This window comes from Brevibacillus sp. AF8, from assembly GCF_021270385.1.
Classification (GTDB): domain Bacteria; phylum Bacillota; class Bacilli; order Brevibacillales; family Brevibacillaceae; genus Brevibacillus.
Window position 1 is genome coordinate 281,066 of the sequence record NZ_JAGQDN010000002.1, and the last position, 15,763, is coordinate 296,828.

General features: G+C 46.9%; 15 protein-coding genes and 1 pseudogene. 15 read left to right on the plus strand and 1 reads right to left on the minus strand.

Annotation, left to right across the window (positions count from 1 at the left end; translation table 11 throughout):
* Nucleotides 1-11 precede the first annotated feature (11 nt).
* The 7 genes from KB186_RS04485 (at nt 12) to KB186_RS04515 (ending at nt 9,054) form a co-directional block, all read left to right on the plus strand.
* Nucleotides 12-1,004: a thiamine pyrophosphate-dependent dehydrogenase E1 component subunit alpha gene (locus KB186_RS04485; protein ID WP_173609580.1), complete on the plus strand. Its 993-nt coding sequence runs from the start codon at nt 12-14 to the stop codon at nt 1,002-1,004.
* A 13-nt stretch (nt 1,005-1,017) separates the two neighbouring features.
* Nucleotides 1,018-2,001 (plus strand): alpha-ketoacid dehydrogenase subunit beta, encoded by a 984-nt coding sequence (locus KB186_RS04490; protein WP_173609579.1) that lies wholly within the window; start codon nt 1,018-1,020, stop codon nt 1,999-2,001.
* A 20-nt stretch (nt 2,002-2,021) separates the two neighbouring features.
* Entirely contained in the window at nt 2,022-3,359 is a 1,338-nt protein-coding gene (locus KB186_RS04495) for a dihydrolipoamide acetyltransferase family protein (protein WP_255688409.1), read from the plus strand.
* Between the two features lie 241 nt (nt 3,360-3,600).
* The gene (locus KB186_RS04500; RefSeq protein WP_173609578.1) at nt 3,601-5,751 is read left to right on the plus strand and encodes a copper amine oxidase N-terminal domain-containing protein; all 2,151 of its coding nucleotides are present in this window, start codon (nt 3,601-3,603) and stop codon (nt 5,749-5,751) included.
* Between the two features lie 328 nt (nt 5,752-6,079).
* Nucleotides 6,080-6,496, plus strand: a complete 417-nt coding sequence (gene mce, locus KB186_RS04505; RefSeq protein ID WP_142065105.1) for a methylmalonyl-CoA epimerase — start codon at nt 6,080-6,082, stop codon at nt 6,494-6,496.
* Nucleotides 6,497-6,587: 91 nt separating this feature from the next.
* Nucleotides 6,588-7,709, plus strand: coding sequence for a M20/M25/M40 family metallo-hydrolase (locus tag KB186_RS04510; protein ID WP_173609577.1), 1,122 nt, complete (start codon nt 6,588-6,590; stop codon nt 7,707-7,709).
* A gap of 145 nt (nt 7,710-7,854) precedes the next feature.
* The gene (locus tag KB186_RS04515; RefSeq protein ID WP_221867135.1) at nt 7,855-9,054 is read left to right on the plus strand and encodes a DUF3866 family protein; all 1,200 of its coding nucleotides are present in this window, start codon (nt 7,855-7,857) and stop codon (nt 9,052-9,054) included.
* A gap of 7 nt (nt 9,055-9,061) precedes the next feature.
* Here the strand turns inward: KB186_RS04515 and KB186_RS28405 are convergent.
* A pseudogene (locus KB186_RS28405) lies at nt 9,062-9,109 on the minus strand (hypothetical protein); the annotation flags it as partial.
* Nucleotides 9,110-9,214: 105 nt separating this feature from the next.
* Here KB186_RS28405 and KB186_RS04520 point away from each other — a divergent pair.
* The 8 genes from KB186_RS04520 to KB186_RS04555 all read left to right on the plus strand — a co-directional run bounded on the left by KB186_RS04520 (nt 9,215) and on the right by KB186_RS04555 (nt 15,739).
* A complete protein-coding gene (locus KB186_RS04520) occupies nt 9,215-9,772 on the plus strand; it encodes an NUDIX domain-containing protein (RefSeq protein ID WP_007720749.1) in 558 nt (185 codons plus the stop codon).
* Nucleotides 9,773-9,776: 4 nt separating this feature from the next.
* Nucleotides 9,777-10,949, plus strand: coding sequence for an endonuclease Q family protein (locus KB186_RS04525; protein WP_173609575.1), 1,173 nt, complete (start codon nt 9,777-9,779; stop codon nt 10,947-10,949).
* Between the two features lie 67 nt (nt 10,950-11,016).
* Nucleotides 11,017-11,643 (plus strand): stage II sporulation protein M, encoded by a 627-nt coding sequence (gene spoIIM / locus KB186_RS04530; protein ID WP_232773168.1) that lies wholly within the window; start codon nt 11,017-11,019, stop codon nt 11,641-11,643.
* Between the two features lie 94 nt (nt 11,644-11,737).
* Nucleotides 11,738-12,202: a ferric iron uptake transcriptional regulator gene (gene fur / locus KB186_RS04535; protein WP_007720739.1), complete on the plus strand. Its 465-nt coding sequence runs from the start codon at nt 11,738-11,740 to the stop codon at nt 12,200-12,202.
* Nucleotides 12,203-12,356: 154 nt separating this feature from the next.
* A complete protein-coding gene (locus KB186_RS04540) occupies nt 12,357-12,596 on the plus strand; it encodes a YqzK family protein (RefSeq protein WP_173609573.1) in 240 nt (79 codons plus the stop codon).
* Between the two features lie 94 nt (nt 12,597-12,690).
* Nucleotides 12,691-13,578 (plus strand): site-specific tyrosine recombinase XerD, encoded by an 888-nt coding sequence (gene xerD, locus KB186_RS04545; RefSeq protein ID WP_173609572.1) that lies wholly within the window; start codon nt 12,691-12,693, stop codon nt 13,576-13,578.
* Nucleotides 13,579-13,696: 118 nt separating this feature from the next.
* Nucleotides 13,697-14,869: a phosphopentomutase gene (gene deoB, locus KB186_RS04550; RefSeq protein ID WP_232773169.1), complete on the plus strand. Its 1,173-nt coding sequence runs from the start codon at nt 13,697-13,699 to the stop codon at nt 14,867-14,869.
* A 60-nt stretch (nt 14,870-14,929) separates the two neighbouring features.
* Nucleotides 14,930-15,739 (plus strand): purine-nucleoside phosphorylase, encoded by an 810-nt coding sequence (locus tag KB186_RS04555; protein WP_056492641.1) that lies wholly within the window; start codon nt 14,930-14,932, stop codon nt 15,737-15,739.
* Nucleotides 15,740-15,763 lie beyond the last annotated feature (24 nt).

The window sequence follows — 15,763 nt, forward strand, 5'->3', positions numbered from 1 at the left end:
GGAATGTAACGATGACAACCAAGCGACATGAGCAAGTGGGATTAACCGATGCACAAGTCCTTGACATGTATTATTACATGCTATTGGCCAGAAAAATTGACGAGCGCCAATGGCTGTTGAATCGTGCGGGCAAAGTACCGTTCGTGATTTCCTGCCAGGGTCAGGAAGCAGCTCAGGTGGGAGCCGCTTTTGCGATGGAAAAAGACAGAGATTTCTTGTGCCCGTACTATCGCGATCTTGGTTTGGTGCTGGTCTTTGGCCAAACAGCCCGTGATTGCATGCTGTCCGCTTTTGCGAAAGCAGAAGATCCGAATAGCGGAGGAAGACAGATGCCAGGTCACTTCGGTGGCAAGAAGTACAATATTTTGACTGGCTCAAGCCCTGTGACTACCCAAGTGCCACACGCAGTCGGTATGGCTTTGGCAGGTAGAATGAAGCAAAAAGATTTTGTTGTGTATGCATCGTTCGGTGAAGGCTCCAGCAACCAGGGTGACTTCCACGAAGGTGCGAACTTTGCGGGTGTCCACAAGCTCCCGGTTATCTTTTTCTGCGAAAACAATAAATACGCGATCTCTGTACCACTGAAAAAGCAGTTAGCTTGTGAAAGTGTAGCAGACCGTGCGATCGGTTACGGCTTTCCGGGAGTCAGTGTGGACGGAAACGATCCGATTGAAGTATATCGTGTCATGAAAGAAGCGGTTGAACGTGCTCGCAGTGGTCAAGGGCCGACGCTGATCGAAGCCGTTATGTACCGCCTTGTTCCCCACTCCAGTGACGATGACGATCGTGTGTATCGTACGAGAGAAGAAGTGGAAGAAGCGAAGAAAAAGGACCCATTGATTGTTTTCGCTACGTATTTAAGAGAGATCGGGCTCTTGGACGAACACAAGGAAGCAGATATGCTTGCTCGCGTACAGCTGGAAGTGGATGAAGCCACTGAATATGCAGAAAACGCGCCATATCCAACACCAGAATCGACAATGACGTACGTATACGGGGAATAAGGGGGGATCTTTTATGGCAGTCATTTCTTTTATTGATGCAATTACAATGGCGATGCGTGAAGAAATGCGTCGCGATTCCAATGTGTTCATTCTCGGAGAAGACGTTGGCGTTCGTGGTGGAGTTTTCCGTGCGACAAACGGATTGATTGAAGAGTTTGGCGAGGAACGCGTGATTGATACGCCACTGGCTGAATCCGCAATTGTCGGTGTAGGGATTGGTGCGGCAGCTTACGGTATGCGTCCAATCGCAGAGATTCAGTTTGCGGACTTCATCATGCCAGCTGTGAACCAAATTGTCAGTGAGGCGGCGAAAATGCGCTATCGTTCGAACAACGACTGGCATTGCCCGATCACGATTCGTGCTCCTTTCGGCGGAGGGGTTCACGGTGCATTGTACCACTCGCAATCTGTGGAAGCGATGTTCACCAACACTCCTGGCTTGAAAGTAGTAGCACCTTCGACACCTTATGATGCTAAAGGTCTTCTGAAAGCAGCTATCCGCGATGAAGATCCGGTGCTCTTTTTCGAGCACAAGCGTTGCTATCGCTTGATCAAGGGCGAAGTGCCTGAGGATGACTATGTACTGCCGATTGGCAAAGCGGACGTCAAGCGAGAGGGGACAGACATCACAGTCATCTCCTACGGTTTGACTCTCCACTTCGCACTGCAAGCTGCGGAAAAGCTCGCTCAAGAAGGCATCAGCGCGCATGTTCTCGATTTGCGCACACTGTATCCGTTGGACAAAGAAGCGATTGTTGAAGCGGCTTCGAAGACAGGCAAAGTATTGATCGTACACGAGGACAACAAAGAAGGCGGCGTTGGCGGTGAGGTAGCTGCCATTATAGCGGAGCATTGCTTGTTCGATTTGGATGCACCGATTAAACGCCTTTGTGGTCCAGATGTACCAGCGATGCCATACAGCCCGCCAATGGAAAAATACTTTATGCTGAACCCGGAAAAAGTATTGGAAGCAATGCGCGAGCTGGCCAACTTTTAAGGCGAGGAGGACCAAGGATCATGGCAACGAAAGTACTTATGCCCCAGCTCGGAGAGAGCGTGACCGAGGGCACCATCAGCAAATGGTTGGTCAATGTAGGCGACACGGTCAAGAAATACGATTCGCTGGCTGAAGTGACGACGGATAAAGTAAACGCAGAGGTTCCTTCTACCGTTTCAGGACGCGTTACTGAGATCGTCGTGCCAGAAGGTGAGACAGTCGCTGTCGGCACATTGATCCTATATATAGAAGAAAGTGGTGCGGAAGGTGGAACTGCAGCGCCTGCTAGCACGACGGAAACTACGGCTCCCCAAGCGCCTGTAACCGAGCAGCCAAAGGCAGCAACGCCGGCTGTATCCATTGAACAAGCACCAGTCGTCGATGGATCAAAACAACGTTATTCACCTGCTGTTGTCATGCTCTCCCAACAACATGGCATTGATTTGTCCCGCGTTGCAGGGACTGGAGCAGGCGGGCGCATTACCCGTAAAGATGTCCAAGCGATTATCGACGCGGGCGGTCAAAAGCCAGCTGAGACAGGAAAGGAAACGGTCGCGCAGGCACCCGTAGCAGCGGTCGAACAAACTACTGTCGTTTCAACACCCGCACCGGTAGCACCAGCTTCTACTCCTGCTGTTTCCGTAGATATTCCGGTTGCAAGCGGTGATCAAGTTGTACCTGTAACCTCCATTCGTCGTACGATTGCTAACCGGATGGTGCAGAGCAAGCATGAAGCTCCACATGCTTGGACGATGGTCGAAGTAGATGTGACCAATCTCGTTAACTTCCGCAATCAGGCAAAAGGCGAATTTGCGAAAAAAGAAGGGCTCAACCTCACGTTCCTGCCGTTCTTTATCAAAGCGGTTGTAGAAGCGTTGAAAGAGTACCCAATGATCAATTCCACATGGGCACATGACAAAATCATTGTGAAAAAGGACATCAACATCTCCATCGCAGTAGCTACGGAAGATGCTCTCTATGTTCCTGTCATCAAGCATGCTGACCAAAAATCAATTCTTGGCATTGCTAAGGCAGTCGATGATCTGGCAGCGCGGACCCGTGCAGGGAAATTGACGATGGATGATATGACAGGTGGGACCTTTACGGTTAACAATACAGGCTCCTTCGGCTCTGTTTTGTCCCAGCCGATTATCAATGCTCCGCAAGCTGCGATTCTTAGTGTCGAGTCCATTGTGAAACGCCCTGTCGTCATTAACGATATGATCGCAGTGCGTTCTATGGTCAATCTGTGCATGTCCTTGGATCATCGCGTGCTGGACGGTCTGATATGCGGGCGATTCCTGCAAAGTGTGAAACAAAAGCTTGAAAATGTAGGACCGGATACCAAGTTGTACTAGGGTGTCGAAAAACCAGGTCAAGTAAAGACCTGGTTTTTTTGATAAAAGAATCGCCAAAAAAATTTTTCCAAATGGATCATTACGTATGTAACTTTTTCCGAGACATCTTCGTCATAACAGTTGGAGCCAGTAAGTCTCATAAATGACATAGAAATCATTCCCACCTGATAGCATTTGTGGTAGACTGGTAGCGTCCTGCTAGAGGGTTTTCCAGATTAAGGGTAAATATGGGAGGAAAAACATGGAGAAAAGTAAAAAAGCACTACCAATAGTGCTGGCATCAGCGCTGGCCGCTACACCTTTTGTTGCAGTACCGCAAGCATATGCAATTGAAAAGTTGGATGTATCAGCTGACAACGATGGTGCCGGGAAAGAAAGTGAGTATGATATTAAATTCACGCTAGAAGAAGACCTGGCGAGTGGAGATACCATCACGGTTGATTTCGACGATGATTTCGATGTGGATGATAGTATCAGTAAGAAAGATATTTCCGGTATAGATGTGAAAAGGGTAGAAGTGGATGACAATGAAGTGACCATCACGGTGGATGAGGATTTTGATGAAGGTGATAAAATCTCGTTTACCATTAAAAAGGGAATCACAAACCCCGATGACAAGGGTACATATGACGTAAGTGTAGAAACCGAAAATGAGAGCTCTGACACAGACGAAGTTGAGATCAAAAAAAGCAGCTCCAGCAGCAGTAGCAAGTCCAAAAACGATTACAGCGTAACGTTGAGCAGCAAAGCAGCAGGCGAAAAAGTAAGCCTCAAGCTCGGCAAAATTTCTCTGAAAGGTAGCGATGAGCTGGAGACGAACTCCACGATTACTGTCACTTTCCCGGAGAAAGGCATGTTGCCTTCGAGCATTGATGAAGACGATGTAACGGTAAACGGTACGAAAGCGAAATCCGTCAGCATCAGTGGTAGCTCGGTAGATATCAAGATTCCGAGTGGAGCAGACTCAGATGATTACATTACGTTGGAATTTGACAAATCTGCTGGCATTGAGAATCCTAGTTCCGGTGACAAATATGTTTTCAAAGTGAAATACGACGGTACGACATATGAGTCAGATGAATTTGAAATTACGAAAAACGGCTCCGGCTCAAGCAGCGCTTCCGACAGCTTTACGGTTAATCTGTCTGATCCAGGTGCTGGAGCTCGCACTAGCTACACGTTTGATGCTGACTTCGGCAGCAAAGAGCTAAAAGAAGATGGAGAATTGATTCTTGAGTTCCCGTCCTCTGATATGGTACCGGGCATTTTGACAGCATCAGACTTTTTGCTCAATGGGAAATCAGCGAAGAAAGCAACTGCAGTAGGGAACAGAGTTGCCCTGGTTGCACCAACCGGCTTCAAAGCGACTAGCAAAGTGAAGGTTGAAGTTACTTACGGAGCGTGGATTTCGAATCCAAAAACGGCTGGCAACTACACGTTGAAGGCTACTGTTTCCGGAAGAACTTTGGAATCCAAATCCTTCAGCATCGGTGGTTCTTCGGTGAACCCGACGCCAACCAACCCAACTAACCCAACAAATCCAGTACCTGTACCAAATACAGGTATTAACAATAGCACTGCAACTATCGCATTGACACAAAATGCACTTGGCAAGCAGACAGGTGTAAATGTAGCAATCAAAGGATTGGGTGTTGGTCTGCAAAAGCAGCGTGATTTCATCGAGATCGTATTCCCGGTAGGCTACAAGGTACCGGCTTATATCGCACCAGCTAACATCTCTGTGAATGGTGTAGGTGCGAATTTCGTTGCAGTTCGTGGACAAAACGTTCTGATTTATCCTTCTCAGGATATTCCTGCGGCAACAAACGCTAATATCGTGATCAATCCAGCTGCGAACATCGTAAATCCTGCTGTGAAAAACACATATAGCATTAGCGTATTTACATCCGAAGAAAGAGGTTTGTTGTTTTCTCGTATTGTTGGTGTAGGAATGCCTTCCCCGGCTCAACCAAAGCCTGCAACGCCAACACCACAACAGCCGCAACAACCATCGACTGCTATTCCAGCGAACTCGGCTTCCTTTAAAGTAAATACGGCAAACTTCACCCTGCATGGCAAAACGTATCCTCTGTCTGCAGCTCCATACATTGATGGAAATACGACTATGGTTCCAGCCCAATTCTTTAAAGAAGCGCTGGCACTGACTACGCAATGGAACAATACAAGTGTTGCTGTTATCAGTGGAACTAAAGTCGTGAAGTTTACAGTTGGATCGAAAACAGCAAAAGTAGGGAAAACAGATATTCAACTGCCTACACCTGTTGTCCTCAAAAACGGCATGCCAATGATTCCGATCCGTACAGTAACGGATAATCTTGGTTACAAAGTCGGCTGGGATGCGAAAACTTCCAGCGTATACGTATACAAATAAAAATTAGCTGGGACAAACGAAAAACCCCTTTCCGCTTTTTGGTCGGAAAGGGGTTTTCATTGTGAATCATCACTCGTTTATTGAAAGTAAAAAAACGTGGGAACGATGAGTGAAAGTATTAGAATGCCGATCAGGATTTTGGCAAAAAGAGATTGGTGTCTCATTCTAATCAAACCTCCTTTCAAGGTAGAGGAAATTATCAGGTGATTCTGTAAGTGGCTGTGCTAGAATGAAGAAAAGGATATCATTGGCTTTCTTTTTTCGCCCATGGTGAAATTGTACCGAAATGTAGCCAATGAGACAACCACTTACAAAAGGATGATGATTCGTGAGCGCACCGAAAAAAATTGCCCATATCGGCATTGCGGTAAAAAGCTTGGAAAAGACGCTTCCCTTTTATACCGAGCAATTGGGATTGGAGTTGGTTGGAACCGAAATCGTAGAGAGCGAACAAGTACAAGTGGCATTTTTAAAGATCGGGGAAAGTCATATTGAATTACTAGAGCCGTTGAGTGATGAGAGTCCGATAGCAAAGTTTATGGAAAAACGCGGAGAAGGCATTCACCACATTGCGTTTGATGTAGATGATGTTGCGGGTCGGCTAGTTACATTAAAAGAACAAGGTGTACCTCTAATCCACGAGGTCCCCAAAGCGGGTGCGCACGATGCGTTGATTGGATTTTTGCATCCGAAGGCTGCGAATGGCGTGTTGTATGAGCTCTGCCAATATCCGAAAGAATCATAGGCGTTTACGTAGTAGAAAAAATTTTTTTGCGGTATACTGGAACTTGTGAATATGTACCAAAATCGGGCAGTACGATCAGGAGGTAACGAGTGTGAGTACGATCAACCAAGAGCGTTTGTTAAATGAATTTTTAGAGCTCGTCCAGATTGACAGTGAAACGAAGAACGAAGCAGAGATCAACAAGGTGCTCAAAGAAAAACTGATTGAGATGGGCTTTACCGTAGAAGAGGATGACGCAGCAGCGAAAACCGGACATGGTGCCAACAATCTGATCGCAACTTTGGAGGGCACTGGAAAAGGTCCAACCATCCTATTTAGCAGCCATATGGATACGGTTGTGCCAGGAAACGGAATCAAGCCTCAGATTCGCGATGGCTACATTTATTCTGATGGAACGACGATCCTCGGTGCGGATGACAAAGCAGGAATAGCAGCGATTTTTGAAGGCATTCGCAGCATGAAAGAGCAAAACCTGCCACATCCAACGATCCAAGTCGTATTGACGGTAGGAGAAGAGTCCGGACTTGTAGGCTCCCGTGCAATGGATTCCAGCCTGCTGAAAGCAGAAATGGGCTTCATCCTTGATTCGGAAGGTCCAGTTGGAAAAATTACAGTAGCTGGTGCTGGCCAATACCGCATCGTAACCAAAATCCACGGCAAAGCAGCGCATGCAGGTGTGAATCCAGAGGATGGCATCAGTGCTATATCGGTGGCTAGTAAAGCAATTTCCCGTATGCCACTGGGCCGTATCGATGCGGACACAACTGCGAACATCGGTCGTTTTGAAGGCGGAAAAGCGTACAATATCGTAACAGATTATGTGGAAATTTGGTCTGAGGCTCGCAGCTTGGTAATGGACAAGCTGGAAGCTCAGGTGAAGAAAATGACGACAGCATTTGAAGAAGTGGCAGCCGAGATGGGTGCGACTTGCGAAAATGAGGTTATCTTTATGTACCATGGCTACAAGTTCAACGAAGAAACGCCAGTTGTACAAAAAGCGATTGCAGCGGTTAAACGTGTAGACCGCAATCCTGAACTGGTTGCAAGCGGCGGTGGAAGCGACGGTAACGTATTTAACGGCTACAACGTACCAAGCGTAAACTTTGCCATTGGCTATGAAGAAATCCATACAAAAAATGAGCGCATGCCAATCGCTGAACTGAACAAAGCGGCTGAGCTGGTGCTTGCTGTTATTGCAGAAGTACAAGAGTAACCAACAGAAGTCGGAATCTCCTTGCGAGGGGTTCCGGCTTTTTTATTCGCTTGCTATCTGGTTTTGCATGATTGAGACAACCACTGTTCATCATAGACTGAATAGAAAGCTCGGGGACGAGGCAGGCATGAAAGGGGGAGGCTGAGTGCTTCGTTTGGCGGTGGGGACGGTCCAAAAAGTTCTGGAGAAGCAAGCGGGTATGCAGATACTCGAAGTCCGGACAGAGTCAGTTGCTGGATGCAAGCTGCAGAGAGTACTGTCTTTTTTGCAGGAGGATTATAAAAGTGGCGATTTACTTTTGATCAATACAACCGCTGTTCACCTTGAATTGGGAACAGGCGGGTATCACTTTGTTGTAGGGAAGGTAAACCAACCCGTGGAAACCGATGTCCTTCCGAATGAGTGGGGCCATGTCATGAAAATGCGCTATTCACCTTGGCAGCTCGCGGTTGATTCGGTAGAAGAACAGGCCAGCCCGTACCACGATTTGTTTGTACAAGAAGACTTGTCCTTGGAAGGTACCCCTGTTTTGATCGGCGAGCTGCACAGTCTTCTACCTGTTGCTGTCCTTACTTTGCGTAAAAAAAATCCAAATGTCCGTATCGTATATGTCATGCCAGATGGCGCATCCTTGCCGATTGCCTTGAGCCAGCACGTCCAACAATTAAAAGCAACCGGGAGCTTGGCTGCTACAGTGACGACAGGTCATGCATGGGGTGGTGATCGTGAGTCGTTGACGATTCATAGTGGCTTATTGGCTGCACGCCATGTAGAACATGCCGATATCATTATATGCATGTTGGGACCTGGGGTAGCAGGTACGGGTACATCTTATGGTTTCTCGGGAGTTCAGTTGGCTGAAGTCATTCATGCTGTATCCACTCTTGGCGGAACACCCTTTTTTATTCCCAGAATCAGCTTTGGGGATCAACGTGCCAGACATTACGGCATCAGTCACCATACTATATCGATCGTAAACAGGTTTACTCTCTGTCCTGTTCTGGTTACAATCCCGATTTTCGGAGATGAAAGAGATGAAATCCTTTCACGGCAGATGAAAACAATAGAAGGTGCGGGGAAGCATATTTTCATAAAGGGAAAAGTCCCAGATCTGTCAGGGCTGGCATCACTGGAAAAGGGGTATGGCTTGTCCTTTTCTACAATGGGGCGGAATTGGCAAGAGGATCCTGCGCCTTTTCAAACGGCATGGATGGCAGCCGATTTTGTAGGAAACAGTCTGGGGTACATCGTCCAAACCGTTAACGACGCTCCGCATTCGCCCGCCTCATCAAGTACTCTTGAAGGGTTAGGTCTTTATTTGACCAGAAACGAAGTGCGGCCTTGATCTGCCAAGCTTTCCCGACCATACGCAATTGCTTTTCGCTAACATATGTTTTCATTCATGATCTCCTCCGATACAATAAGGTGGACAAGCTCTATGCTCCCAACTTATGGAGGGAATCGACGATTTAGAACGACTTCATGGAAAAAGGATGATGATGACCGTGAATAAATATGATCACTTATATGAAAAAACCATTTCGAGTCAGCCGATTTATGACGGGAGAATTATCAAGGTTAAGGTAGATGAAGTTCTTCTGCCCAATGGCAACACAGCCAAGCGAGAAATCGTAAATCATCAAGGGGCGGTTGCCGTATTGCCGATCACTGATGATAACAAAATGGTGGTGGTTCGACAGTTCCGCAAGCCGTTGGAGCGTACGATCGTGGAGATTCCAGCAGGAAAACTGGAGCCAGGGGAAGAGCCGCTTGCATGTGCAATGCGTGAGCTGGAGGAAGAGACGGGTTATGTTGCGAGTCAGTACACACCGCTTAGCTCTTTTTACACATCGCCGGGCTTTGCAGATGAAATTTTACATGTTTTTGTAGCCACTGGTTTGAAAAAAGGAGAGAGCAAGCCGGACGAGGATGAGTTCGTTGATGTGCTGGAAGTGACACTGGAAGAAGCGCATGCCCTGCATCAAAGTGGAGAAATTCGAGATGCCAAGACGGTCGTGGCATTGTTTGCGTGGGAAAACAAAATGCTGCGTGAGCGTGGATAGACCCATGCTTCCTACCTATTTTTGCGACATGCATATTCACATCGGTGGTACGTGGACAGGTAAACCTGTGAAAATAACGGCTTCACGCCAAATGACTCTCACAAAAATTTTAGAGGAGGCCTCCGATAAAAAAGGGATGGATGTCATCGGGATAATCGATGCACATTCGCCTGAGGTTCAGGATGAGCTGGTAGATCTGTTGGAAAAGGGAGTAGCGACTGAACAGGAGTATGGAGGAATTTCCTACAAAGATACGTTGTTAATCTTGGGGTGCGAAGTAGAAATCAAAGAGCCAGAACGCGGTGCAGCTCACTTTCTCGTTTATCTGCCGAAGCTGCAAGAAATGAAGCGATTTACCGCATGGCTGTCAGAACGCTGCAAAAATGTTCAATTGAGCTCTCAGCGTATCTACACATCACTTAAGGAATTGCAAGCTTGTGTCCAGCAATTACAGGGTCTTTTGATCCCGGCACATATTTTTACACCGCATAAAGGGTTGTACGGGAGCTGTACGGATTCAATGGCTGAAGTGTTTGATCCTTCGCTCATCTATGCGGTTGAGCTGGGCTTGAGTGCGAATACGAATATGGCGGACCGCATATCCGAGCTACATGACAAAACCTTTCTCACGAACTCAGATGCCCATTCTCTGGCGAAGATAGGCCGGGAATATCAAGCGATATATATGCAAGAGCGTTCCTTCGCAGAGTGGGTGAAAGCGATCAAGCGCATCGGTGGAAGAGGGGTTCATGTGAATTACGGTCTGCATCCCGAGCTAGGCAAGTATCACCAGACGGCGTGCCAAGGTTGTCAGTCTCTACTCGCGGCGGATGCCTCAGGCAAATGTCCGGAATGCGGCTTCCAACGAATTGTGCGAGGGGTTGCAGCGCGCATTGATCAGCTAGCGGATGTTGAGGTCGGCCAGCATCCGGCGTTTCGTCCTCCTTATATCGAGCAAATCCCGTTGGAATTCATTCCGGGAATTGGTCCCAAATTATTGGACAAGCTGTATCGGTCGTTTGGTACACAGATGAACGTGCTGCATCGCGTGAACGAAGAAGAGCTCTCCCATGTTGTTGGAGAGAAAATCGCTTCACTTATCGTACAAGCACGAGAGGGAAAACTCTCTGTCCAAAAGGGCGGCGCCGGTACCTACGGAAAGATCGTCCCGATGTAGATTGTCATAGGGGAGAAATCGTCCGCATAAGCTGTACAGTAATCAGCCAAGCGGGAGGCGACGAAGCGTGCGTTCACGAGTCGGACAAACTATCCAATCCTATGCGAGAGAACATCAGTCACTCTACTGGTTCACGATCGTCCTGTTTACAATGGGCATTATTTTCGGAGCCGTCCTCGTCAATTCACTGCCATTGTCACAGAAGCAGGAGCTATACAGTTTTCTGCAATATTTTTTCAACAGTCTTGGCAGTGATGGAATCCCTGAGACCAGTGCCCATTTTCAGCAGGCATTTGGTCATTATGCCAAGACCACTGCAATCATGTGGGTACTAGGGTTATCCATCATTGGGTTGCCGATGATTTTGTTGATGCTCTTCTTAAAAGGAGTCGTGGTCGGTTTCACCGTCGGTTTTTTGGTGAGTCAGCTCCAATGGCAAGGCGTAACATTTGCCATGGTGGGTGTTCTCCCACAAAATTTATTAGTCGTCCCTGCCCTTTTTATTGTAGGCGTCAGTGGAATATCGTTTTCACTTCGACTCATACGTACGAGAGTGCTGAGCAAAAGAGATGTTATCATGCCGCACTTTATGGGCTATACCGTCCTCGTGCTTAGTATGCTGGCGGTATTGACGATTGCAGCCTTGTTTGAAACCTTCATTTCCCCTAGGTTAATGCAGCTCGTACTTAATTAAGAATAATTCTCAGGTAAGAACTTATGCATTTGACTTATTCGATGCCCCTCTACTATAATAGGAACAGGTTTCATGCGAGCGGGGAGGGGCATTAATGTTGGAAGAAAAATTAGAGAAAATTAAGCAGCAGTTGCATTCACAGAACTACAAGCTGACACCACAGCGTGAAGCCACTGTTCGCGTGTTGTTGGAGAATGAAGAAGATCACTTGAGTGCGGAAGATGTTTACTTGCTGGTGAAGGATAAAGCACCGGAAATCGGGCTTGCTACCGTATACAGGACATTAGAGCTGTTGAGCGAACTAAAGATCCTTCATAAAATGAATTTTGGCGATGGCGTAGCTCGTTACGATCTCCGTGATGATAATGCTGCCTATCACCATCATCACCTTATTTGCCTCAATTGTGGTACGGTGGATGAAATTTTTGAAGATCTGCTTGTCACAGCAGAAGAAAAAGTCAAGAATGTTTACAACTTTTATATTACCGACCACCGATTGACCTTCTACGGGATCTGCAATCGTTGTGTAGATAAAGTGAACGTGGAGGACTTCAAATAAAGTCGACTTCTCTGGGAACGGAGAAGTTTTTCTTTTTTCCTGGGAGCTTTTGTAATGGCAGACCTATTCCTGTGGAATCCTAAGAGAGGATGAATCGCATGGAGCAAGGGACAAGTGCATATAGATGAAAGAAAGTCTGTAAGGAGGCTTACGGATGAAAGTCTCTTATCGTCGCGTGATGGAGGGTCTGCGTTTCTTGCTTCTATTCATTACTTGTACCTTGCTCTCCTACGGCATCATTACCTTGCTGGCGGACAAATTTCTCCCGGCAAACCCTTATCATGAACCACATGGAAATGCGGTGAAGGTAGTAAAAGTCATCAATACCTCTCAGGCACAGGATTTTGACGGATATGTCGCACGACTTCAGCTCTTTTTTTTAACGGGAGAGTAAATGCAAGTTTGTGTTTTTTATCTGGAGAAGCAGGAGTTTCTTTTTCTTTGTGGAAAGCAATACAAGATACTTATCAGCTGAAGGGGACAGCTTCATGGACAGTCTGATTGATCAGTTTATTCATTTCCTGACTGTGGAGAAAGGGTTAGCGAGAAATACCCTGGAATCCTATCAACGGGATATGGTGGCCTTTACCTCGTATTTACAAGAGCAAGGTGTCGCTCGAATAGAGGATTCTACTCGGACGCACATCATTGGGTACTTGCTTGTTTTACGGGAAAAAGGACGTGCTACAGCAACGCTTTCTCGCAATATGGCATCGATACGAGCGTTTTATCAGTTTCTCATTCGGGATAAATACATAGATAAAGATCCATCCATTCATCTAGAAACACCGAAGATCGAGAAACGCTTACCCAAAGTGCTCTCTGTTGAGGAAGTGGAACGTCTTTTGGAAAGTCCTCCTGTCAATCATCCTGCCGGGCTGCGGGACAAAGCGATGCTTGAGCTTTTATACGCGACAGGCATTCGTGTCTCGGAGTTAGTCAATCTGGATAGTGCTGATGTGAATCTGGATATGGGCTTTGTCAAATGCTTGGGAAAAGGATCAAAAGAGCGAATCATTCCGTTAGGCTCGGTTGCCATTCAAATGGTTCGCCACTATTTGCAGGCAGGGCGCCCCAAGCTGGTAAAAGGAACTGGCGATACTGCATTATTTCTGAATCACTTGGGCAAACAAATTACACGGCAAGGTTTTTGGAAAATTATTAAACGATATGCCCAAAAATCAAACATTCGTGCTGAGATTACACCCCATACGCTTCGCCACTCTTTTGCCACTCACTTACTGGAAAATGGAGCCGATTTGCGCTCTGTTCAAGAGATGCTTGGGCATGCTGATATTTCAACCACCCAGATTTACACACATGTGACCAGAACGCGGATTAAGGACATCTATGCCAAGACGCATCCGCGAGCATGAGTATGAAAAAACGATCGTCTCCGCCTGATTGTCGGGCGGAGAAAAATTTTCTGAATCAGGTCAGACGTCTGACGACTTGATGAGCGAAATGAATGACTGGTAAACAGGAGGCGTTAAGATGCAGTATTCACGAGTTTTTTTGATCGTAATGGACAGCGTAGGGATTGGCGAACAACCTGATGCGCCTAAGTTCAATGATGCAGGAGCGAACACCTTAGGTCATATTGCGGAACGAGTTGCGGGATTTTCATTGCCCAACTTGCAAAAAATGGGTTTGGGAAATATAGCACCACTCCAAAACGTTGCGCCAGTTGCAACTCCTATGGCCCATTATGGAAAAATGCAGGAAATTTCTATGGGGAAAGATACGACGACGGGCCATTGGGAAATCATGGGTCTGCATGTGTCCACTCCGTTTAACACGTATCCAGACGGATTTCCTCAAGAGCTAATCTCGGAATTTGAGCAACGTATCGGTCGTAAGGTACTCGGGAACAAAGTCGCTTCTGGGACAGACATTCTCGACGAGCTTGGCGAAGAGCATATGAATACGGGTGCAGTGATTGTCTATACATCTGCGGACAGTGTATTTCAGGTGGCAGCACACGAAGAGATTGTTCCGCTTGAAGAGCTGTACCATATTTGCGAGGTAGCTCGTGAGTTGACGCTTCGTGATGAGTTCGCCGTAACTCGTGTCATTGCGCGTCCATTTGTTGGACAGCCAGGCAATTTTAGCCGTACAGCAAATCGTCACGATTATTCCGTGAAGCCATTTGCTCCGACAGTCATGAATCGTTTGCAAGATGCTGGCCTTGCTTCTATTGCCATTGGCAAAATCAGCGACATTTACGCGGAAGAAGGCGTTACTCAATCTATCCGTACCAAAGATAACATGGATGGTGTGGATCAAATTCTGGGTACGATGAAACAATCGTTTACGGGCCTTTCCTTTGTCAATCTTGTGGACTTCGATGCGAAGTTCGGTCATCGCCGTGATCCAGAAGGGTATGGTCAGGCATTGATGGAGTTCGATGCTCGTATTCCAGAGCTTTTGGAAGCGCTACAAGAAAATGATTTGTTGGTAATCACGGCAGACCACGGAAACGATCCAGTACATCATGGCAGCGACCATACCAGAGAATACGTTCCGTTGCTTGTCTATCACAAGGGTATTCAAGCTGGACAACATTTGGGCATCCGCGAAACATTTGCGGACTTGGGTGCGACCATCGCAGACAATTTTGGGGTGACTGCTCCGACAATTGGGAAGAGCTTCCTTAATCATTTATAAAGGTAAAGTAAAAATAAACATTTATATAATAGAAGAAACACAAAAAAGGAGAGAGTTAAATTGGCAAATTTCCATGATGCAGTAGCATATATCGAACCGAAATTGACAGAAAAACCAACCATTGGTCTCGTGCTTGGATCAGGGCTAGGTGTATTGGCAGATGAAATCGAAAATCCAGTGATCATACCTTATCATGAAATTCCTGGATTCACAGTGTCCACTGTTGTTGGGCACAAAGGACAACTCGTGATTGGTAAGCTGCAAGGCAAACAAGTCGTTGCGATGCAAGGTCGTTTCCACTTTTATGAGGGACATGGTCTGGATGCCGTTGTTTTCCCAATCCGTGTCATGAAGTTGCTCGGCGTAGAAACGATTATTGTGACCAATGCGGCTGGCGGAATTAACGAAGGCTACAATCCAGGCGACCTCATGCTGATTTCCGATCACATCAACATGACGTTCCGCAATCCGTTGATTGGTGCAAACGATGAACAATTGGGAGCGCGTTTCCCGGATATGTCTGAGGCTTATTCCAAACAGCTCCGCAAGCTCGCCCATGAAGTTGCGTCCGAGCAAGGAATCCAGCTTCGTGAAGGTGTATACGCAGGTCTACTAGGACCAACCTATGAAACTCCTGCTGAAATCCGTATGCTTCGTCTGTTGGGCGGGGATGCTGTAGGGATGTCAACCGTACCAGAAGTAATCGTGGCACGACACATGGGTGTGAAGGTGCTCGGTATTTCGTGCATTAGCAACATGGCTGCAGGTATTTTGGAGCAACCTCTGTCCCATGATGAAGTTATGGAAACAACAGAGAAGGTAAAATCGCAATTCCTGGCTCTGGTGAACGGTATCGTAGCCAAAATGTAAGTAACGGATTCGGAGGGATTAACA

Excerpts from the sequence above, each read along its gene's own strand:
- KB186_RS04485 (WP_173609580.1), top strand. The coding sequence starts at position 12 with ATGACAACCAAGCGACATGAGCAAGTGGGATTAACCGATGCACAAGTC.
- KB186_RS04490 (WP_173609579.1), top strand. The coding sequence starts at position 1,018 with ATGGCAGTCATTTCTTTTATTGATGCAATTACAATGGCGATGCGTGAA.
- KB186_RS04495 (WP_255688409.1), top strand. The coding sequence starts at position 2,022 with ATGGCAACGAAAGTACTTATGCCCCAGCTCGGAGAGAGCGTGACCGAG.
- KB186_RS04500 (WP_173609578.1), top strand. The coding sequence starts at position 3,601 with ATGGAGAAAAGTAAAAAAGCACTACCAATAGTGCTGGCATCAGCGCTG.
- KB186_RS04525 (WP_173609575.1), top strand. The coding sequence starts at position 9,777 with ATGCTTCCTACCTATTTTTGCGACATGCATATTCACATCGGTGGTACG.
- fur (WP_007720739.1), top strand. The coding sequence starts at position 11,738 with ATGTTGGAAGAAAAATTAGAGAAAATTAAGCAGCAGTTGCATTCACAG.
- KB186_RS04540 (WP_173609573.1), top strand. The coding sequence starts at position 12,357 with ATGAAAGTCTCTTATCGTCGCGTGATGGAGGGTCTGCGTTTCTTGCTT.
- xerD (WP_173609572.1), top strand. The coding sequence starts at position 12,691 with ATGGACAGTCTGATTGATCAGTTTATTCATTTCCTGACTGTGGAGAAA.
- deoB (WP_232773169.1), top strand. The coding sequence starts at position 13,697 with ATGCAGTATTCACGAGTTTTTTTGATCGTAATGGACAGCGTAGGGATT.